The organism is Cellulomonas algicola (genome assembly GCF_019024305.1).
GTDB lineage: Bacteria > Actinomycetota > Actinomycetes > Actinomycetales > Cellulomonadaceae > Cellulomonas > Cellulomonas algicola.
Map to the genome: position 1 here is coordinate 416,726 of NZ_JAHKSJ010000002.1, position 20,406 is coordinate 437,131.

Consider the following 20,406-nt stretch of genomic DNA (forward strand, 5'->3'; position numbering starts at 1 on the left):
TCAGCGCTCGGGGGCGGTGCCCGGCTGCGGTCGCCGCCTCCGGGCCCACGCGAGCGCGCCCAGGCCGATGACGACGCCCGTCGCGCACACCACGGTCGGGACCCAGTCGGTCGCACCGGTCCAGCCGAGGACCGCGCAGACGACGAGCCCGGCCACCCACACGCCGGTGCCGACGAGGAGCACGTGCGCGAGGTCCACCTGCACGGGCGGGGGCGGCGTGCGCTCGGGGCGCAGCAGCCGGTCGAGGAGCGACGGCACGGGCGAAGCCTACGACCGGCGCAGGGTGCCGACGATCACGTCCACGGCCTGCGCCATCTGGTCGAACACGCGCGCGTAGAGCGCGTCCGACTGGCCGATCGGGTCGACGACGTCGTCCTCGTCGGGCGTCGCGTGCACGCGGCCGCGCTGCGCGGCGGCGAGGGTGGCGAGCGCCCGCAGCCGCTCGGCGGGTGTCGCGCCGGCCGCGTCGAGCTGCGCGGGGTCGACGAGCGGGGCCAGCCGCGCGAGCTCGCGCAGCGTGTAGGTGCGGCGCACGGCCGCGGGCACGAGCTCGACGACCGCGGACCGGTGGCTGCGTGTGAGCGCGAGCACGACGTCGGCCTCGCGGACCGCGGCCGCGTCGAGCTGCCGGGCGACGAACCGGTCGGCGACCAGCCCGCGGCCCGCGACCAGCGCCGCCATCTGCGGGCTCATCGCGGACCCGACGACCGCGCGCGTGCCGGCCGAGCCGACCTCGATCCCGCCGGCGGCCGCGTCGCCCCGGAACGCGCCGCCCGCGCCCGCGGCGAGCAGGCGCTCGACGGCGGGGGAGCGGCAGATGTTGCCGGTGCAGACGGTGAGGACGCGCACGGGCGCGGCGGGGTCGACGGTCACGGCGACCATGATGCCCGGCGGGGGTGCGCCGTCCGGTACCGCCGGGCGGGCGTCGCGCTCGTCACTGTGTGACGTTCATGTTGCGGACGGTGGGAACCAGCATGCGGACGCGATCGTTCTCCTACGATCTGCGCATGGCTTCCCCCTCCGCCCCCGTCGCGCAGGACGAGACTCCTGCGCCACCTCGCAACGCGGTCGACCGCTACTTCAAGATCACCGAGCGCGGCTCGACGATCGGCACGGAGATCCGCGGCGGTCTCGTCACCTTCTTCACGATGAGCTACATCATCGTGCTCAACCCGCTCATCATCGGCACCGTCCCGTCGGACGGCGGCAACGGCGCGTTCCTCGGCGGCGGCGACGCCCCGAACCTCGCCGCCGTCGCGGCGACCACCGCCCTGGTCGCGGGCGTCATGTCGATCCTCATGGGCGCCGTCGCGAACTTCCCGCTCGCGCTCGCCGCGGGCCTCGGCCTCAACGCGGTCGTCACCTACTCGATCGCGTTCCTGCCCGGCATGACCTGGCCGGACGCGATGGGCATCGTCGTGCTCGAGGGCCTCATCATCCTCGTGCTCGTGCTGACCGGGTTCCGCGAGGCCGTGTTCCGCGCCGTCCCCGTCGAGCTCAAGACCGCGATCTCCGTCGGCATCGGCCTGTTCATCGCGTTCATCGGCCTCGTCGACTCCGGCTTCGTGCGCATCCCGTCGAGCCTCGCGACGCCCGTCGAGCTCGGCATCGCCGGCTCGCTCGGCTCGTGGCCGCTGCTCGTGTTCTCGGTCGGCCTCATCACCGCGATCGTGCTCATGGTGCGCAAGGTCAAGGGCGCGATCCTCATCGCCATCGCGACCGCCACGATCCTGTCGATCGTCGTCGAGGCGATCACGAAGGTCGGCGCCGCGAAGCCCGACGGCAGCAACCCCGGCGGCTGGAAGCTCAACACCCCCGCGATCCCCGACCAGGTCGTCGCGACCCCCGACTTCTCGCTGCTCGGCCAGTTCTCGCTGTTCGGCTCGTTCGAGCGCATCGGCGCGGTCGCGGTGATCCTGCTGGTCTTCTCGCTGCTGCTCGCCGACTTCTTCGACACGATGGGCACGATGGTCGCCATCGGCGGCGAGGCCGGGCTGCTCGACAAGGACGGCAACCCGCCGCGCACCAAGCAGATCCTCATCGTCGACTCGCTCGCCGCGGCCGCCGGTGGTGCGGGCTCGGTCTCGTCCAACACCTCGTACATCGAGTCCGCCGCGGGCGTCGGCGACGGTGCCCGCACCGGCCTCGCCGCGATCACGACCGGTGTCGCGTTCCTGCTCGCGACGTTCCTCGCACCGCTCGTCGACGTCATCCCGTTCGAGGCCGCCACCCCGGCGCTGGTCGTCGTCGGCTTCCTCATGGTCATGCAGATCAGCGGCATCGACTGGAAGAACTGGGAGGTCGCGATCCCCGCGTTCCTCACCATCGTCCTCATGCCGTTCGCCTACTCGATCACCGTCGGCATGGGCGCGGGCGTCATCGCGTTCGTCGTCATCAAGCTCGCGCTCGGCAAGGCCCGCGTCGTGCACCCGCTCATGTGGGGCGCCGCCGCGCTGTTCGTCGTGTACTTCCTGCTCGGCCCGATCAAGGACGCGCTCGGCGTCTGAGGTCCTCTCAGCCGGTGGTTCGGGCCGGGTCCTCCTCCGGGAGGGCCCGGCCCGTCCGTCTCCGCGCGACGCGGCGGGCGACGAGCAGCGCCGCGACACCCAGGGCCGCGCCCAGGGTGTTCATGACGACGTCCTGGACGGTGGGGACGCGCGACGGGAGGAACGCGCGCTGCGCGAGCTCGATCGCCGCCGACGTCGCGGCGCCCAGCGCCACCGCCCACCACGCGCGCCTCAGCAGGACGCCGACCAGCAGGCCGAACGGCACGAACAGCACGACGTTCGCGACCGCCTCCGTCGCGGCGTACGTCACCGGGAGGCCGCGCTCCTGCAACCACGCGAGCACGGTCCTGACGAGGCCGAACGTGGCGTCCGGTGCCGGCTCGGGCCACAGGGTGAGGCGCGCGACGCCCGCCAGGTAGACGACCAGCACCGCCACGAGGGCACGGCGGCGGGTGGCGGGGGAGGACGTCACCTCGTCACGGTAGCCGTGACGCCGGTCGTGCCAGCGGTTTCCAGATGCCCGAGGCAGTTGTACCGTCGGACCGGGTGCCGCGTCCGTGCGCGGCACCGACGGCCTGGGGGAAGCCGAGGGGGCTCACATGTTCGTTCGACGCCACATCGCCGCTGCGCTCGTCGCGGGCGGCCTGCTCCTGTCCGCAGGGAGCGCAGCGACCGCAGCACCGAGCGACGACGGCTACCGTGCGCCGAGCGTGGTCGCGACCGTGTCCGACCCGACGCCCGCGCCCGGGCAGTCGTTCAGCTTCACCATCCAGCACACGCCGAGCACACCCGTGACGCTCACGATCACGGCGCCGGCGTCGGTCCCGGACAGCGCGATCACGATCGCCGGCACCAAGTCGCTCACCAAGACGACCGACGCCGCCGGGTCCGTGACGTTCACCGTGACGCTCGCGCAGGCCGGCACCTACACGCTGACCGCCGTCGACGCGGCCACGGGTGCGGTCATCGCGACCGAGGTGCTCGCGGTCACTCCGGCCGGGACGGGCGGCACGCTGAGCTCGACCGGCGCCGACGCGCTGCCGTACGTGCTCGGCGGCGTGACGCTGCTCGTCGTCGGTGCAGGCGCCCTGCTGCTCGCCCGGCACCGCGCCACGACCCGCTGACCCGAGCGCCGCGCGCGCCGGCTGCGCAGACCGCGCCCGGCGCCGCGGCGCCCCGTCGGACGCCCGCGGCGAGGAGCCCGGGTGCACAGCCCGCGCGGTTACCATCGAGCGCGCCGCCGGGCGGTCGTCCGCGCGGCAGGAGCGTGACCCGAGCCGAGCGGAAGGACCTGCGTGACACATCCGGACTGGGGCGACGCCTGGTCCACGCAGGTCGTGCCGGAGCAGGAGGCGCCCGCCGAGCCGCGCTGGCGTCGGCGGCTCGTGCTGGACCGCCGCGCCGTGCTGGGTGCCGCCGGCGCGCTCGTGCTCCTCGGGCTGGTCGCCGTCGGTTGGCTCGTCGCCGACGTCCTCGCGGCCCGCGCCGCGCTCCTCGACGCGCGCGGCGAGGTCGTCGTGCTGCAGGAGCAGGCCACCGGCGGCGACGTCGAGGCCGCTCGCGCGACCGTCACCCGGCTCCAGGAGGACGCTGCGACCGCGCACGCCCGCACGCGCAGCCCGGTGTGGTCCCTCGCCGGTGCGCTGCCGTGGGTGGGTGACCAGACGGGCGCCGTGCAGGTCGTCGCCGACGTCGTCGACAACCTCGCGCAGCACGGCCTGCCGCCGCTCGTCGACGCCGTCGCGCTCGTCGACCCTGCGGCGCTCGCGCCCGTCGACGGCCAGGTGGACCTCGACCCGCTGCGCAGGGCCGCGCCGCAGGTCGTGGGGGCCGACCTCGCCGTGCAGGCCGCCGTCCAGCAGCTCGACGCGATCGACACCTCCCGGCTCGCCGGCCAGCTCGCCGGGCCGGTCGACGAGCTGCGCGCGCAGGTCGACGACGTCGCGGCGACCACCGCGACCGCCGCGCGCGCCGCGACCCTGCTCCCCACGATGCTCGGGTCCGCCGAGCCGCGCACCTACCTCGTGCTCGTGCAGAACAACGCCGAGCCCCGGGCGACCGGCGGCATCCCCGGCACGGTCCTCGTGCTGCGCGCGCAGGACGGGCGGCTCGACGTCGTCGACCAGCGGCGCGGCGGCGACCTGTCCGGCCTGACCGAGCCCGCGCTGCCGCTGAGCGACGCCGAGGACGCGCTGTTCAGCCCGCTCGTCGGCACCGACATGCGCGACGTCACGTTCACACCGGACTTCCCGCGGTCCGCCGCGCTCGCGCGCGCGATCTGGCAGCAGCAGGTCGGCGGCGAGGTCGACGGGGTGCTGTCCGTGGACCCCGGTGCGCTCGCGCTCGTCCTCGGGGCGACCGGCCCCGTCGGGCTGGCCGACGGCAGCACGCTGTCGCGCGACAACGCCGTCGCGGAGCTGCTCAACGGCGTCTACCTGAGGTTCGAGGACCCGGCCGACCAGGACGCGTTCTTCGCGTCGACCGCGGCGACCGTCTTCGGTGCCGTCGCGGGGGGCCAGGGCGACGCGGGGGCGGTCGTCGACGCGCTCGCGCAGGCCGCGCGCGAGGGCCGGCTCATGCTGTGGTCCGCGCACGCCGAGGAGCAGGAGCTGCTCGCGCCGACCGTCCTCGCGGGTGCGCTGCGCGGTCGTGGCGGCGACGACTCGTCCGTCGTCGGCGTCTACCTCAACGACGGCACGCAGGCGAAGATGGGCTACTACCTCGACCTCGACGTCACGGGTGAGGTCGCGCAGTGCCGGCCCGACGGGTCCCAGGTCGTCGACCTCACCGTGACGCTCACGTCCACCGCGCCCGCCGACGCCGCGACGCTCCCGGAGTACGTCGTCGGGCCCGACCGCGTCGTCCCGCCCGGCGAGGTGACGACCAACGTCCTCGTGTATGCGCCGTCCGGGGGATTCGTCGAGACGGTGCGGGTGAATTCCGAGGAGTCGGGGGTGCTCGCGCAGGTGCACGACGAGCTCGGGGTCGTCGCGAGGACATTCACTCTCGCACCCGGACAATCCGGGACGCTCGATCTCGAGATCGTCACCGGAAAGTCCTCGACGGGCGACGTCGTGGTGCGTTCCACGCCCTTGGCCAGCGGTTCCGGGCCTACGGTCCTTGCTTCCGGTTGCTCCAGCGAATCGGTACGGTGACGCCGACCCATTTCCAGGGTCACAGGCGGGGAAACGTCCGAAAAGGTCATTCCGTGCCGTTGTCATCCGTCCCATCCTGGGGGAGCACCATGAAGACCCGTCGCGCGCTCGTCACCGCTGCCGCCGCCGCAGCCCTCGTCCTCGCGCCGTCCGCCGCCTTCGGCTACGGCGCCGAGAACTACCAGGACAAGGGCACGGTCTCCGACTCGACGCCCGCCGCCGGCGAGGCCTTCAAGGTCACCGTCAAGGGCCCGGCGAAGACCAACGTCACGCTGACCGTCACGACACCCGAGTCGGTCCCGGCCGACTCCGTGAAGATCGCCGGCACCAAGTCGTTCAGCAAGCTGACCGACGCCGCCGGCAACGCCGTCTTCTCCGTCACGCTCGCGCAGCCCGGCACGTTCTCGCTCGTCGTCACCGACGCCGCCTCCGGCGCCGTCCTGTCGACGCAGGCCGTCACCGTCGCCGGTGCCGCCGCCGGGACGCCCGCGGCCCTCAGCTCGACCGGCTCGAACGCGCTGCCGATCGCCGCGGGTGCGGGCGCGCTGCTCGCCGTCGGCGCCGGTGCGATCGTCCTCGCCCGTCGTCGCTCCGAGGTCCGCGCCTGACGCGCACTGCTCCTGCACGACGAAGGCCCCCGCCGGATCCCGGCGGGGGCCTTCGCGTCGTGCGAGCCGCTACGACGACGGCCCGCTCCGCCGAGTCGGTCGCGCCGGGTTGCCCGCCCAGATCTCGCCCGGGGGGACGGAGCGGAGGACGACGGCGTTCGCGCCGACGACCGCGCCGCGGCCGATGGTCGTCGTCGAGCCTGAGCGGAAGAGCACCACGGCCCCCGCACCGATGACGACGTCGTCCTCGACGACCACCCGGCCGCCGTCCGCTCGGGCGCCCGTCAGGTGCGTGTCCGACCGCCCGATGGTGACGCCCTGGTAGATCTTCACGTTCGCGCCGATGACGGTGTCCTCGTGCACGACCAGTCCGACGGCGCCGTGCGGCAGAGCCAGACCCGGACCGACGCGGACGCTCGCCGGGAAGTCCACGCCCAGCACGTGGAGCGCGGCGTTGGCGACGCGTCCGATGCCCGGCCTCAGCCGGAGGCGGACCAGCATCTCGACGGCTTCCACGCGCTCGATCCTAGGGAGACGCCGGTCGCGCCGCGACGGTCGGCGCACTCAGGCGCGCGGACCGCCGCGCTGGTGCTGCGGCTGCGGCTGGGTCGGCGCGGCGCCGCGCAGGCGGGACTCGCTGAGCGCGTCGCCCGGCCAGATCGACCCGGTGTTCGTCGACACCGGGACCGCGCCCGTGGTCGTCGCGGGCGTCGGGGTCGTCGCCGGGGCCGACGGGCCGGAGCGCGCCTTGCGGCGGCGCCCGTTGCGCGCGCGCCCGTCGACCGCGGGCGTCGGCGAGTAGTCGTAGTACGTGTACTGCTCGCCGGCCTTGCGGCGCTGGCGGTTGAGCACGATGCCGAGCACGCGGGCGCCGACCGTCTCGAGCGACGACAGCGACTCGGCCAGCTGGTTGCGGTGCAGCTTGTCCGAGCCCGCGACGAGCAGCGCGCCGCCGGTGAGCTTCGCCAGGATCGCGGCGTCCGTCACCGGCAGCAGCGGCGCGGTGTCGAGCAGCACGACGTCGTAGCGCGACGTCAGCGTGGCGAGCAGCTGCGCCATCGCCTGCGACCCGAGCAGCTCGCTCGGGTTCGGCGGGACCTGGCCCGCGGGCAGGACGTGGAGGTTGCCGTTGCCCCACGGCTGGATGACGTCCGTGACGTCCGCACGGCCGATGAGCGCCGTCGTGAGGCCCACGCCGCCCTCGAGGCCCATGTAGCGGGCCACCGCCGGGCGGCGCAGGTCCGCGTCGACCAGGACCACGCGGGTGCCCGCGTCCGCGAGCGTGATCGCCACGTTGATCGACGTCGTCGACTTGCCCTCGCCGGGCAGCGACGACGTGATGACGATCGACCGCGGCCGGTCCGCCACGTCGAGGAACTGCAGGTTCGTGCGGACCCGGCGGAAGGCCTCGGCCCGGTGGCTGTGCGGGCTCGACTGCACGATCAGGGGGTGCTTCGGCGCGTCCTCGTCGTAGGGGATCGTGCCGATGACCGACGTCTCCGTGACGCGCGCGATGTCGTCCTCGGTGCGCACGCGCGTGTCCAGGACCTCGCGCAGCACCGCGATGCCGACGCCGAGCGCCAGGCCGACGAGCAGGCCGAGCGCCAGGTTGAGCTTGAGGTTCGGCGACGACGGGTCCGTCGGTGCCGTCGCCTCGCGCACGACCGAGACCTTGACCGCCGACGGGCCGCCGTCGGCGGGCGTCTCGAGCTCGCCGATGACGTCCTTGAACTGGCCGGCGATCGCGTCCGCCGTCGCCGCCGCCACCGCCGGGTTCTCGTCCGTCACCGTCACGTTGATGAGGGAGGTGTTGAGCGGCGAGTCCGCCTGCACCCGGCCCGCGAGGGACTCCGCGCGCACGTCGAGGCCCATGTCGTCGATGACCGGGCCCAGCACGCTCGGGCTGTTCACGAGCTGCGCGTACGACGTCACCTGCTGCCGCGTGAAGTTCGCCCCCTGGAGGAGGTCCGACGTGGACGCGCCGCCCTGCACGGAGACGTAGAGCTGCGTCGTCGCCTGGTAGACCGGCGTCATCGCCAGCGACGCCCCGACCGCGCCCAGCGCGCACAGGGCCGTGATCGCGACGATCGAGACCCACCGCTTGCGCAGGACGCGCAGATAGTCCTGGAGCTCCAACGAAATGCCTCCCCTTTGGTGCGCGGGGCGGACCCGCGGCGCGCAATTCTCTCACGGACATGCATTCGCCGACCGCCACGCCAGTCGGTGCCCAGCCTCCGCCGTCGGCCGTGAGGCCCGCACGTGCGCGCGGGTGGAATCCCCGGGAAAATGCCGCCGTCGTGCCCTCGGATGTCCGGCTCGTCATTCTTCGTCCGGATCCGGAACGCCGTGCCACAGGTAGCATGCTGCGGTTAGTGAAGTCCACCGCAGACGGGGGGAACGGTGGTCGAGATGCGCGCCGTCGGACCCGACCGGGCCGACGACCGTCCGGGTGTCGTCGAGGTCGACGCGCCCGCGGGCGCGACCACCCCCTGGTGGCCCTGGTACGTCGCCCGCCTCACGATCACGGACGCGTTCGCGGTCGTCTTCGCCGTCGGCGTCGCGTACGTCGTCCGGTTCGACATCGGCGGCACCACGCTCGTCTCCGGCGAGTACTCGCCGTCCTACCTCACCGTCTCCGGCGTCCTCACCGCCGCCTGGCTCGCCGCGCTCGCCGTCGTCCGGTCCCGCGACCGCCGCATCATCGGCACCGGCCCCGTCGAGTACGCCCGCGTGTTCGGTGCCACCTGGCGCCTGTTCGCCGTCGTCGCGATCGTCGCCTACCTGCTGAAGATGGACATCGGCCGCGGCTACCTGGCGATCGCCGCGCCGCTCGGGCTCGTCCTCATCCTCGTCGGCCGCTACGGGTGGCGGCAGTGGCTGCACCGCCGCCGCGACGCGGGCCGCATGCAGTCGGGCGTCGTGGTCATCGGCCACCGCGAGAAGGTCGCGCGGCTCATCGAGGAGCTCCACCGCAGCCCGCGTGCCGGGTACACCGTCCTCGGCGTGTGCGTCCCGTCCGGTGAGGTCGCCTCCGACGAGACCGTCGCCGGCGTCCCGGTCCTCGGCTCGTTGGGCGACGCCGCCCGCGTGGCCGTCGCCACGCACGCGTCCGCCGTCGCCGTGACCGGCTCCGACGCGATCACCTCGGAAGCGGTGCGGCAGCTCGGGTGGGACCTCGAGGGGTCGCACGTCGACCTCGCGCTCACCCTGTCCCTGGTCGACGTCGCCGGGCCTCGGGTGATCATGCAGCCGGTGTCCGGTCTTCCGTTGATGTACGTCGACGAGCCGCGGTTCACCGGTGCCAAGTACATCGCCAAGACCGTCGTCGACTGGGTCGGCGCCGCCGCGCTGGTGGTCGTGCTCTCGCCGCTGCTCCTCGTCCTGGCCGTCCTCGTCGCCACCACGAGCCGCGGCCCCGTGCTGTACGCGCAGGAACGCATCGGCAAGGACGGCCGGCGGTTCCGCATGTACAAGTTCCGCTCGATGGTCGCCGACGCGCACGAGCGTCTGTCCGACGTCCTCGCCGCCGAGGGCGTCACCGGCATCGCCTTGTTCTACAAGCCGAAGAACGACCCGCGCGTCACCCGCGTCGGTCGCGTCCTGCGCCGCTTCTCCCTCGACGAGCTGCCCCAGCTGTTCAACGTCCTGCGTGGCGACATGAGCCTCGTCGGCCCGCGCCCGCAGATCGCCGAGGAGGTCGCCCAGTACGACCGCACGGCGCACCGCCGGCTCCTCGTGAAGCCCGGGCTCACCGGCCTGTGGCAGGTGTCCGGGCGCTCCGACCTGAGCCCCGAGGCCGGGCTGCGCGCCGACGTCTCCTACGTCGAGAACTGGACGCTCTTCACCGACCTGCTGATCCTCGCCCGCACCGTCAAGGTCGTCGTCGCGCGGAGCGGGGCGTACTGATGGGCGGGGTGCTCGTCCACGAGTGGCTCGCGCGCACCGGCGGGTCCGAGAACGTCTTCGACGCGCTGGTCGAGGCGTTCCCCGCCGCCGACCTGCTGTGCCTCTGGAACGACGTCCCGGGCCGCTACCCCGGCCGACAGCTCGACGAGACGTGGCTCGCCCGCACGCCGCTGCGGCGCCGCAAGGCGCTCGCGCTCGCGGCGATGCCGGCCGCCTGGCGCGGCCGCCGAGGCGAGTACGACTGGGCGCTCGTGAGCTCGCACGCGTTCGCCCACCACGTGTCGTTCCGCGGCCAGCCGCAGGACTTCGCGAAGCTCGTCTACGTCCACAGTCCCGCCCGCTACCTGTGGGAGCCGGACCTCGACGCCCGGGGCGCCGGGGCCGCCGCCCGGGTGGCCGGCACCCCGCTGCGCGCGCTCGACCGTGCCCGCGCCAGGGAGATCACCGCCGTCGCCGCGAACAGCCGGTTCGTCGCCGAGCGTGTGCGCCGGGCGTGGGAGACGGACGCGACCGTGGTGCACCCGCCGGTCGACGTCGCGCGGATCCGCTCCGTGCCCGTGTGGGCCGACCGCGTCACGGGTGCCGAGCGGCAGGTCCTGGACGGCCTGCCCGACGGGTTCGTGCTGGGCGCCTCGCGCCTCGTCCCCTACAAGCGGCTCGACCTGGTCGTGCGGGCCGGCGAGGCGTCCGGACGACCCGTGGTGATCGCGGGGAGCGGGCCCGAGCGTGCCCGGCTCGGCGCGCTCGCGGCGACCGCGCGCGTCCCCGTCACGTTCGTCGACGCGCCGTCCGACGAGCTCCTGTTCGCGCTCTACCAGGCGTGCGCCGTCTACGTGTTCCCGGCCGTCGAGGACTTCGGGATCATGCCCGTCGAGGCGATGGCGGCGGGTGCGGCGGTCGTCGGCGGCCACGTCGGCGGGGTCACGGAGACGGTCGTGGACGGTGTGACCGGCCGGACCGTCGACCTCGACGACGCCGTCGCGCTCGCGCAGGCGGTCGAGCAGGCGACGACGATGCGCGGGGACGCACCGGCGGCCCGCGCCGAGGCGTTCGACCGCGCGCGCTTCCTCGACGCCGTGCGTGCGTTCGCGTCGACGGCGGGAGCCGTGGCGTGACGCTCGGGACCCCACCGGTCGTCGTGCTCTCCACGGCCGACTTCGACAGCGCGGTCTGGACCAACAAGCAGCACCTCGCCGTCGGCCTCGCGCGCCACGCGGACGTGACCTACGTCGAGTCGTTCGGGCTGCGCGCGCCGACCGTCAGCGGTGCCGACCTCCGTCGCGTCGCGCGGCGAGCCGCGGGGCGCCGGGGCGGCGGGCAGAGGACGGCGCCGTCCCGGCCCGACCGGCTGCGCGTCGTCAGCCCCCGCGTCGTGCCGTTCCACGGGGCGGCTGCGGCACGCCGACTGAACGCGCAGCTGGTGAGGCGGCTCGACCTGCCGGGGCTCGACGAGGGCGTGCTGTGGACGTTCTCGCCGATGACGTACGGGCTCGAGCGTCGTGCGCGGCACGTGGTCTACCACTCGGTGGACCTCCTGCACACCCAGCCGCGCGTCCCCGCTGCCGCGCTGCTCGACGCGGAGCGCCACCTCCTGCGCGTGGCCGACCGGGTCGTCGCGAGCAGCACGGGCGTCGCGGCACACCTCCGGGCGCAGGGGCGCGACGACGTGCTGCTGTGGGAGAACGTCGCCGACGTCGAGCTGTTCGCCGGTGCCGCCGTGCCGCGGCGGCCGCGAGCCGTCTTCGCCGGGAACCTCACGCCGACGAAGGTGGACGTCGGCCTGCTCCTCGACGTCGTCGACCGCGGGCTCGAGCTCGTGCTCGCCGGGCCGCACGAGATCGACGGTGCGGGCCGCGACGGCCGGGTCGGGGTACTGCTGTCCCACCCCCGTGTCACCACGGTCGGCAACCTGCCACCGGACCGGCTCGCCGAGGTCGTGGCCGGCTGCACGGTCGGTCTCGTGCCCTACGCGCTGAACGACTACACCGCCGGCGTCTTCCCCCTGAAGGTGTACGAGTACCTCGCCGCCGGCCTGGCCGTCGTGTCGACGCCCCTCGCGAGCCTCCGGGAGACGACGGCGCCGGGGCTGAGTCTCGTCGAGGCGTCCCGCTTCGGGGCCGCTGCGGTCGCCGCGAGCGGCGTCCCGGACCCCGTCGTGCTCGCCGACCGGCGGGCGGCAGCGGCAAGCCACTCGTGGACCGCACGCGTCGCGGACGCCGTCGCGCTCGTCGACGGGTTCGGCGCGTGAGCGCGCGCCGCGCGGACGGTCGCGGCGGTCGCGTGCTCTTCGTGTGCCGCAGCACGTCCGGCCACCCCGGGAGCGGCGGGATGGAGCGCGTCCTCGACGAGCTCCTGCGCGCCGCACGCGAGGCGGGGCACGACGTCGCGCTGCTCACCACGCCCGGCGGCGGCACGTCGGAGGCGGCCGTCGTGTGGACCGCCGGTCGGACGGGTGGGCGGTACTCGTGGCGGTGGTGGTGGGAGTCGTCCCGCAGCGGTCCCTGGACGCGGTGGCAGCCGGACGCCGTCGTGAGCGTGGGCGACGCAGGCGGTGCTCTCGTGCTGCGTCGCCGCCGGCCGCCGGTGGCGGTCCAGGTCCACGGCACGACCGGGACCGAGCTCGCGAGCAGCCTGCGCGCGCGCACCCGCCGCGAGCTGCTCAAGGTGCCGCTGCACGTCCTCCGGTTCCCGAGCCGTCGGCTGTTCGTCCGGCGCGCAGACGCCGTGTGGCCCGTGTCCGACGCGTTGCGCGACGCGCTGCTGCGCGCTCCCTACCGGCTCGACCCGCGACGCGTGACCACGCTGCACAACGGCGTCGACCCCCGGGCGCTCGACGCGGCCCCGGACGACGTCGCCGCGGTCGCCGAGCTGGTCGGTGCTCGCGACGGCGGACTGACGGGCCTCTACGTCGGACGTCTCCACGAGCAGAAGGGCGTCGACCTCGCGATCGGCGCGCTCGGCGTGCTGCCGAGCGACCACCGCCTCGTCGTCGCGGGCGACGGCCCCGACGCCGACCGGCTCCGCGCGCTCGCCCGCGCGCGAGGGCTGGACGGCCGTGTCACGTTCGTCGGTGCCGTCCCGCGCGGCACCGTGGCCGCGCTGCTCCGGGTCGCCGACGTCCTGCTCGTCCCGAGCCTCCGCACCGAGGGTGCACCGGTCGTCCTCCTCGAGGCCGCCGCCGTCGGTGTCCCGGTGGTCGCCACACGTCATGCGCAGGTGCCCGCCGAGCTCGCCGCGGGGGCCACCGTCGTCGCGGCCAGCGTCGACGCCCTCGCCGCCGGGTGGCGCGCAGCGACCACGCGTGGCCGGGCCCCGTACCTGCCGGCGGCGCTCACGCGCGACCACGTCGGCGCTGCGTACGCCCGGGCGCTCGACGGTCTCGTCCGCTCCGGAGGTGCGCGATGAGCCTGCGCGTCGCGCCCCTGCGTGCCCCCGTGCGCCCTGCCGGCACCCGTCCGACGGCGACGGCGACGCTGGTCACCGTCGCCGCCTGCCTCGTCGCGCTCGTCGTGGGCGCTGTCGCCGTGAGGTCGCCGCTGCTCGGCGGGATACTCGCCGCGCTCGCCCTCACGGTCGCCTTCCCGTGGCCCGTGCTCGTGGCGTCGCTGGGGTGGGTGCTGCTGGTCCGGCCCGGTGCGGAGCTCGTGAACGTCGAGCTCGGCGGCCTCGTCCTGACCGACGTGGACGCCGCGGTGCTGCTCACGGTCGTCGCGGCCCTCGTGGTCGCCGTCTGGCCGGACGGGCGCCCCCGCACGCTCACCGGGACGGTGGACGTCGCGCCCACGGTGCTCACGTCGGCGGACTGGCTGTGGGTGCTCGCCTGGCCCGTGTGGCTCGTCGCCCGAGCGGTGCTGCCCGAGGTCGGCACCGCGGCCGTCGGCTCCGCCGCGCTCGTCGACCTGCGCCTCCTCGAGGCGTTCCTCCTGCTCGTGCCCCTCGCCGTCGTCGTGCGACGCCGCGGCGCCCTCGTGGTCGTCCGCGGGCTGGTCGCGCTCGCCGCGCTCGCGTCCGTCATCGCCGCCGCCGGCGCCGTCGCGCTGCGGTCGGGGATGGTCGGCCCGGGCGAGCTCCCCGTGGTGAACCTCTCGGGCGCTGCGGCGCGCGACGTGCGTCCGGGTGCGGAGATCGTCGTCGTGATGGCCGCCGTCGTCCTGCTGCTCTCGCGCCGCGTCGCGGGCCGCGCCCGCCCCGCGCTGGTCGCGCTCCTCGGTCTCGAGCTCTTCGTGTCGCAGACCCTGAGCATGATCCTCGCCGTCGCGGCAGGTGTCGGCGCTACGCTCCTCGCCGGCTGGAACAAGGCGAGCCTCGGCGTGCGGCTCGGCGCCGCCGTGCTGCTGCTCGTCGCGCTCGCCCTGGTCAGCGGCGTGCTCGACCCGGGCGGTCGGTACGACCTCGCCCAGCGGAGCGAGCAGGTGTCGGGCCAGTACCGGCTCTCCGAGATCCAGACGATGACGGCGGCCATCACCGAGACGCCCCTCACGACGCTCGTCGGGCCGGGTGTCGGCACGGAGCTCGCGTTCGCCGGCGAGTTCGTCAACTCGGTCAAGCGGGACTCGCACGACGTGTACCTGACGATCGCGCTCAAGACGGGACTCGTCGGCGTCGTCCTGTTCGTCGTCCCGCTCCTGCGTGCAGCGCTGAGGGCGTTCCGCCGTGGGGGGGAGGTCGGCCGTGCGCTCGCGGGGGCGTGCGTCGCCGTCCTCGTCGTCAGCCTGACCGTGCCGTGGTGGTGGACGGTCAACGGGATGGGTGCCGTGCTCGCCCTGTACGTGGCGACCGCGGCGTACGGCAACCGACCGCGGACGACCTCGTGAGCGTGCTCGTCGAGGTCGCACGGCGGCTGACGGCACGCGCGGACGCGCGGCTCGTCGTCGCCAACCTCGTCGGCGTCGGCCTGGGTCTCGTCTCGGCTGCGTTGCAGGCGCGGGCACTGGGACCGACCGGTCGCGGCGAGATCGCGGTGGCGATCGCCCCGGCGACCGTCATCGCGATCCTCATGGGCTTCGGACTGCCGGACTACTTCGGCCGCCGGTCCGCGCAGGGGGCCGACCGGCGGGTGCTCGCGTCGGTCTCCGGAGTTCTCGCCCTCGTGAGCGGTCTCGTCTGCGCGCTGCCCTACCTGTTCTTCGTGGGGTTCCAGACCGACCCCGGCACCGTGTCCCGGGTGCTGCTGATCGTGTACGCCGCGGTCTCGCCGGTGGTCGTCTACGGGTCGTGCACGAGCGCGGTGGCCGCGGGGCACGAGGCCTGGCGCGGTGTGGTCCTCGCGCGGTTCCTGCCGCAGCTGGTCACGGTCGCAGGCCTCGTCGTGCTCATCGCGGTCGGCCCGTCCCCGCTGTCGGTCGGTCTGCTGCTCATCGCGACGACGCTGCTCGGGAGCCTGCTGCCGGGGGTCCTCGGCGGGGCCCTCCCGACGGGGCGGGCCACGATCGCCGAGGCGGTCGCCGCGGTCCGGTTCGGTCTGCGCGGCTGGCCCGCGGGCAGCGTCGCGCTCCTCAACCAGCGGATCGACCTGCTGCTCCTGTCGGTGCTGGCCACGTCCTACGACCTCGGGCTCTACGCCGTCGCGACGACGCTCGCCGCGACGCTCAACGGCGTCTCGGTGTCGATCGCGATCCCGCTGCGGAACCGGATCGTCCGGGGAGAGCGCGACATCGTGCCGGGGGCGTCGACCGCGGTGCTCGGGCTGCTCCTGGTCGCGGGTGGGGTGGTCGCAGCGGCGCTGCCGCTGCTGATCCCGCTCGTGCTCGGTGCCGACTTCCTGCCGGCGCAGGGGGCGATGACGGTCCTGCTGCTCGCGCAGGCGCCGCTCGGCGCCGTGATCGTCCTGACGCAGAGCCTCATCGCGGTGGGACGACCAGGGGCTCCGCTCGTCGGTGAGGCGCTCGCCCTCGTCGTGACCGTGGTGCTGGTCCTCGTGGCGTACCCGGTGTACGGGATCGTGGCGGCGGCCCTCGCGAACCTCGCGGGCAACCTGGTGAGCTGGAGCGTGCTCGTCCATCTCGCGCGGCGGCACGTCACCCGGGCGCCGGTCCTGTCGTTCGTCGTGCCGTCGCGCCGGTCGATCGCCGCCTTGAGGGAGAGCTGACGTGGCCGACGTCGACGTGGTGGTCGTGACCCACGACTCCGCTGGGCACCTGCCGAGCCTCGCCGCGTCCCTGCGGCGCTGCGGCGCTCTGGTGGCGAGCGTGACGGTGGTCGACAACCTCTCGTCGGACGGGAGCGCCGACGTGGCGCGGTCGCTGGCCCTTCCCGGCAGGGTCGCGGTCGTCGACGCCGGCGTGAACCTCGGCTTCGGGCGCGCCGTGAACCTGGCGGCGCGCCACCCCGAGGACCGCGCCGCGTACCTGCTGGTGCTGAACCCCGACGCCGCCGTCCCGCCGGACGGGCTCCACCGGCTCGTCTCGACCCTGGAGGGCCGCCCCGACCTCGCGTGCGTCGGGGCGGACCTGCGCAGGCCCGACGGGTCACCGGTGAGCAGCGCCCGCAGCTTCCCCGGGCTGTGGGACGTCGCGCGCGGACGGGCGCACGACGTCGACCACGCGGGTGGCCTCGTCGACGCCGACTGGCTGTGCGGCGCGCTCATGCTGTGGCGCCGCTCGGCCTTCGAGGCGCTCGGAGGGTTCGACGAGCGCTACTTCCTCTACTACGAGGACGTCGACCTCTGCCGTCGGGCGCGCGCCGCCGGGTGGGGCGTCGCGATCGACGGCGGAGTCGTGGCCGAGCACGACCAGGGGCACGGTCGACCGACGGCCGCCGTCCTCCGGCAGGCGAACCGCCGGAGCCGACGGCGGTACGCCCGGCGCTGGATGGGTGTGCCTGGTGCGGGCGCAGCGCTGCTGGCCGACGTCCGGGAGCGCCTGGCCGGTGTGGTGCGGGGCGATGCTCGGTGAGCGGTCTGCGCGTGCTGGTCGACGGTCGTCTGCTCGCCCCCGGGCACTCGGGCGTGCGGGACGTCGCCGTGGGCCTCGTCGACGCGCTGCGCGCCACCGCCGGCCCGGGGCAGGAGCTGCTCGTGGCGGGTCGCGGACCGGCTTACGACGTCGACGTCGCCGGTCCTGGCTTCATGCACCTCCAGCTGCCGCGTGCGGCGCTCGCGACGCGCAGCGACGTCGTGCTCGTGCCGCGGCAGGCGCGGCCGCTGCTCAGTCCGGTGCCCGTCGTCCCGGTGTTCCACGACGTGGGCTTCCTGCGGGCGCGGGCGATGTACCGGTCGTCGTGGCCGGTGCGGGCCGCGGACAGGTCGGCGCGGTGGTCGCGGCGCGGGCTGGCGGTCTCCGAGTTCACGGTCGACGAGGTCGCGGCCGCCGGGTCGAGGGTCGCGCTGCGCGCCCTGCCCCTCGGTGCGTTCCACCCCGTCCGCTGGCAGCCGCACGAGGACGACCCGTACGTGCTCTGCGTCGCGGTGCAGGAACCGCACAAGAACCTGGAACGCCTGGTTCGTGCCTGGGGCGAGGCTCGCCCCGCCGGCGTGCGTCTCGTGCTGTGCGGCCGCGCGGGGGAGGCGACGGAGGGGATCCGGCGGGCGCTGGCCGGCCTCGGACCGGAGGTCGCCGTGGAGTGCGTCGCGGGACTCGCCGACGACGAGTACGCGCGCTTGCTGGAGGGGTGCACGGCGTACGTGCAGCCGTCGTTCTACGAGGGCCTGTGCATCCCGGCGCTCGACCTCGCGGCAGCGGGGGCACCGACCGTCGTCGGGCGGGCCGGCAACCTGGGCCGCGTCTTCGCGGGCGCACCGGAGCACGCGACGGTCGACCCGTCGTCGACCGGCGACCTCGCGGGGGCGTTGCGGGCGGTCGTCGGGGACGCCGGGGTCCGGCGTGCCCTGAGCGACTGGAACCGGGCGCACGTGACCCTGACGGACTGGGACGAGGTCGGCCGCGCCGCGTGGTCCGTGCTCGCGGCCGCTGCGGGCGGCCGTCGAGGGAGGACTCGTGCGGCCCGCTGAGGTGGTCACCGTGGTGACCGTGGCCCACGAGTCCGCGGCGGTCCTGCCCGCGTTCCTCGCGCGGCTCGCTCACTCGCTCCCCGTGGTCGTCGTCGACTCGGGCTCGGCCGACTGGGAGGAGTCCGCGCGCGTGGCCGGGACGGCCGGTGCCCGGTTCCTCGCCGTCGTGCAGAACGTCGGTTACGGCACGGCGTCGAACCGTGGCGCGGCCGGGTGCGCGACGCCCTGGGTCGCGTTCGTCAACCCGGACGTGGACGTGGACGCGAGCGCACTGGTCGCGCTCTGCGAGACGGCCGGACGGCACGGCTTCGCCTGCGTCGCGCCGCGGCTCGCGGCCTCGCGGTCGGGCGGCCGTCCCGGGCGCGTCTCCGCACCCGTCGCCGCCGCGACGCTGCCGGGCGCGTGCCTCGTCGTCCGGACGGACGTGTTCCGCTCGGTCGGCGGGTTCGACGAGCGCTTCTTCATGTTCGCCGAGGAGGACGACCTCACCGGACGGATCCGCGCGACGGGTGGACGGACGGGGCGCGTCGACGACCTCGTCGCCGTGACCGCGGGGGGCGGGAGCTCGGCCGGCGTGGGCCGCCGGTGGGCCGTCGCCGAGCGTGAGGTCGGGCGGTGCCAGCTCGTGCTCAAGCGGCACGGGTGGGCCGGGTTCGTGCTGGCGGCGACGCGTTCCGCGGTCCGCGTCGTGCGCGACCCGGAGATGGTGCCGCGGCGCGAGAGCGCCCGCCAGGTCGGCAACGGGCTCCGTCGGGTGGTGCGTCTGCGCGGCGCTGCGACGGTCCGGGAAGATGTCGTCCTGCGCTGAGCTCCGCCGTACGGGATGTCCCGACCTGCCTGTTTCACCCGTTATGGCCGGTGTTCCACCCGTCTGGCGGCGGCAGCGCGCCGACGGCGACGCTAGCGTGGCGTGACACACCGTCGTTCTTCCAGGGGGACCCCTATGCGCATCTCCGTCATCGGCTGCGGCTACCTCGGTGCCGTCCACGCTGCCTGCATGGCCAAGCTCGGTCACGAGGTCATCGGCATCGACGTCGACCCCCGGAAGGTCGCGGCGCTCGAGGCGGGCGAGGCGCCGTTCTTCGAGCCGGGCCTGCCGGAGCTGCTGAAGGAGACGAAGGCCACCGGGCGGCTGAGCTTCAGCACCGACATGGCGGACGCGGCGGGTGCGCAGGTGCACTTCCTGTGCGTGGGCACGCCGCAGGTGCACGGCGAGTTCCGGGCGGACCTGTCGTACGTGGAGTCGGCGTTCGAGGCGCTGAAGCCGTACCTGTCGGGCGGCGACGTCGTGGCGGGCAAGTCGACGGTCCCCGTCGGCACGGCGGAGAACCTGGCGGACCGCCTGACGGGCACGGGTGCGACGCTCGTGTGGAACCCGGAGTTCCTGCGCGAGGGCTTCGCGGTCAAGGACACGCTGCACCCGGACCGCCTGGTCTACGGCCTGCCGACGGACGACGAGGGCGTGCCGACCGCGGAGGGCGACGCGGCGAAGGCGCTGCTCGACGAGGTGTACGCGACGCCGCTCGCGGACCGCACGCCGCTGGTGGTGACGGACTACGCGACGGCGCAGCTGGTGAAGGTCGCGGCGAACTCGTTCCTGGCGACGAAGATCTCGTTCATCAACGCGATGGCGGAGCTGTGCGAGGCGACGGGTGCGGACGTGACGCGCCTGGCGGACGCGATCGGGTACGACGCGCGCATCGGCCGACGGTTCCTCAACGCGGGCCTGGGCTTCGGCGGCGGCTGCCTGCCGAAGGACATCCGGGCGTTCATGGCGCGCGCGGGGGAGCTGGGGGTGAGCGACGCGCTGACGTTCCTGCGCGAGGTCGACTCGATCAACATGCGGCGCCGGGTGCGCGTCGTGGACCTGGCGCGCGAGGTGTGCCACGGCTCGATCGTGGGTCGCCGGGTCGCGGTGCTCGGGGCGTCGTTCAAGCCGGACAGCGACGACGTGCGTGACTCGCCGGCCCTGTCGGTCGCGGCGCAGATGCAGCTGCAGGGCGCGCACGTGACGCTGACGGACCCGCAGGCGATCGGCAACGCGCAGGCGAAGTGGCCCGAGATGAAGTTCGCGGCGACGGCGCTCGAGGCGGCGGTCGACGCGGACGTGGTGCTGCTGGCGACGGAGTGGCAGGAGTACCGGGACCTGGACCCGGACGCGCTGGCCACGGTCGTCGCGCACAAGCGCATCCTGGACGGCCGCAACGTGCTCGACCCGGCGCGCTGGCGTGCGGCGGGGTGGACGTACCGGGCGCTCGGCCGCCCCTGACGGTCCGGCGGCC

Annotated in this window: 19 protein-coding genes; 14 read left to right on the top strand and 5 right to left on the bottom strand. The window is 74.6% G+C overall.

Annotated features, from left to right (window positions below; all coding sequences use genetic code 11):
* Positions 1-258: a DUF2530 domain-containing protein gene (locus KOV94_RS01920; protein ID WP_124342394.1), complete on the bottom strand. Its 258-nt coding sequence runs from the start codon at positions 256-258 to the stop codon at positions 1-3.
* A gap of 9 nt (positions 259-267) precedes the next feature.
* Positions 268-873, bottom strand: coding sequence for an arsenate reductase/protein-tyrosine-phosphatase family protein (locus KOV94_RS01925; RefSeq protein WP_308160312.1), 606 nt, complete (start codon positions 871-873; stop codon positions 268-270).
* 134 nt (positions 874-1,007) lie between these two features.
* Here KOV94_RS01925 and KOV94_RS01930 point away from each other — a divergent pair, with 134 nt between their 5' ends.
* The gene (locus KOV94_RS01930) at positions 1,008-2,507 is read left to right on the top strand and encodes an NCS2 family permease (protein ID WP_162352982.1); all 1,500 of its coding nucleotides are present in this window, start codon (positions 1,008-1,010) and stop codon (positions 2,505-2,507) included.
* A gap of 7 nt (positions 2,508-2,514) precedes the next feature.
* Here the strand turns inward: KOV94_RS01930 and KOV94_RS01935 are convergent, their stop codons facing one another.
* Positions 2,515-2,979, bottom strand: a complete 465-nt coding sequence (locus KOV94_RS01935; RefSeq protein WP_218051071.1) for a VanZ family protein — start codon at positions 2,977-2,979, stop codon at positions 2,515-2,517.
* Positions 2,980-3,106: 127 nt separating this feature from the next.
* Here KOV94_RS01935 and KOV94_RS01940 point away from each other — a divergent pair, with 127 nt between their 5' ends.
* The 3 genes from KOV94_RS01940 to KOV94_RS01950 all read left to right on the top strand — a co-directional run bounded on the left by KOV94_RS01940 (position 3,107) and on the right by KOV94_RS01950 (position 6,270).
* Positions 3,107-3,631 (top strand): peptidase, encoded by a 525-nt coding sequence (locus KOV94_RS01940; RefSeq protein ID WP_162352980.1) that lies wholly within the window; start codon positions 3,107-3,109, stop codon positions 3,629-3,631.
* A 171-nt stretch (positions 3,632-3,802) separates the two neighbouring features.
* On the top strand, positions 3,803-5,662 hold the full coding sequence (locus tag KOV94_RS21120; protein WP_218051072.1) for a DUF4012 domain-containing protein: 1,860 nt from the start codon (positions 3,803-3,805) through the stop codon (positions 5,660-5,662).
* A gap of 89 nt (positions 5,663-5,751) precedes the next feature.
* Positions 5,752-6,270, top strand: a complete 519-nt coding sequence (locus KOV94_RS01950; protein ID WP_124341134.1) for a peptidase — start codon at positions 5,752-5,754, stop codon at positions 6,268-6,270.
* A gap of 69 nt (positions 6,271-6,339) precedes the next feature.
* Here the strand turns inward: KOV94_RS01950 and KOV94_RS01955 are convergent, their stop codons facing one another.
* Complete coding sequence (locus tag KOV94_RS01955) at positions 6,340-6,786, bottom strand: serine O-acetyltransferase (RefSeq protein WP_218051073.1); 447 nt, start codon at positions 6,784-6,786, stop codon at positions 6,340-6,342.
* Between the two features lie 48 nt (positions 6,787-6,834).
* A complete protein-coding gene (locus KOV94_RS01960; protein ID WP_124341132.1) occupies positions 6,835-8,406 on the bottom strand; it encodes a tyrosine-protein kinase domain-containing protein in 1,572 nt (523 codons plus the stop codon).
* A gap of 273 nt (positions 8,407-8,679) precedes the next feature.
* Here KOV94_RS01960 and KOV94_RS01965 point away from each other — a divergent pair, with 273 nt between their 5' ends.
* The 10 genes from KOV94_RS01965 to KOV94_RS02010 all read left to right on the top strand — a co-directional run bounded on the left by KOV94_RS01965 (position 8,680) and on the right by KOV94_RS02010 (position 20,393).
* Entirely contained in the window at positions 8,680-10,176 is a 1,497-nt protein-coding gene (locus tag KOV94_RS01965) for a sugar transferase (protein ID WP_124341131.1), read from the top strand.
* Positions 10,176-11,291: a glycosyltransferase gene (locus KOV94_RS01970; RefSeq protein ID WP_124341130.1), complete on the top strand. Its 1,116-nt coding sequence runs from the start codon at positions 10,176-10,178 to the stop codon at positions 11,289-11,291. The genes KOV94_RS01965 and KOV94_RS01970 overlap by 1 nt, the downstream gene beginning before the upstream one ends.
* Positions 11,288-12,424 carry a glycosyltransferase gene (locus tag KOV94_RS01975; RefSeq protein ID WP_218051074.1) on the top strand — a complete coding sequence of 379 codons (1,137 nt, stop codon included), beginning with the start codon at positions 11,288-11,290 and terminating at the stop codon, positions 12,422-12,424. The genes KOV94_RS01970 and KOV94_RS01975 overlap by 4 nt, the downstream gene beginning before the upstream one ends.
* Complete coding sequence (locus KOV94_RS01980) at positions 12,421-13,581, top strand: glycosyltransferase (protein ID WP_218051075.1); 1,161 nt, start codon at positions 12,421-12,423, stop codon at positions 13,579-13,581. Before KOV94_RS01975 ends, KOV94_RS01980 begins: the two co-directional genes overlap by 4 nt.
* Complete coding sequence (locus tag KOV94_RS01985) at positions 13,578-14,990, top strand: O-antigen ligase family protein (RefSeq protein ID WP_218051076.1); 1,413 nt, start codon at positions 13,578-13,580, stop codon at positions 14,988-14,990. The genes KOV94_RS01980 and KOV94_RS01985 overlap by 4 nt, the downstream gene beginning before the upstream one ends.
* Positions 14,987-16,264 (top strand): oligosaccharide flippase family protein, encoded by a 1,278-nt coding sequence (locus tag KOV94_RS01990; protein WP_218051077.1) that lies wholly within the window; start codon positions 14,987-14,989, stop codon positions 16,262-16,264. The genes KOV94_RS01985 and KOV94_RS01990 overlap by 4 nt, the downstream gene beginning before the upstream one ends.
* 1 nt (position 16,265) lies before the next feature.
* The gene (locus KOV94_RS01995) at positions 16,266-17,069 is read left to right on the top strand and encodes a glycosyltransferase family 2 protein (protein WP_162352972.1); all 804 of its coding nucleotides are present in this window, start codon (positions 16,266-16,268) and stop codon (positions 17,067-17,069) included.
* A complete protein-coding gene (locus KOV94_RS02000) occupies positions 17,066-18,124 on the top strand; it encodes a glycosyltransferase (RefSeq protein WP_218051078.1) in 1,059 nt (352 codons plus the stop codon). Before KOV94_RS01995 ends, KOV94_RS02000 begins: the two co-directional genes overlap by 4 nt.
* A 10-nt stretch (positions 18,125-18,134) precedes the next feature.
* On the top strand, positions 18,135-18,932 hold the full coding sequence (locus KOV94_RS02005; RefSeq protein WP_218051079.1) for a glycosyltransferase: 798 nt from the start codon (positions 18,135-18,137) through the stop codon (positions 18,930-18,932).
* Positions 18,933-19,067: 135 nt separating this feature from the next.
* Positions 19,068-20,393 carry a UDP-glucose dehydrogenase family protein gene (locus KOV94_RS02010; protein WP_124341122.1) on the top strand — a complete coding sequence of 442 codons (1,326 nt, stop codon included), beginning with the start codon at positions 19,068-19,070 and terminating at the stop codon, positions 20,391-20,393.
* Positions 20,394-20,406 lie beyond the last annotated feature (13 nt).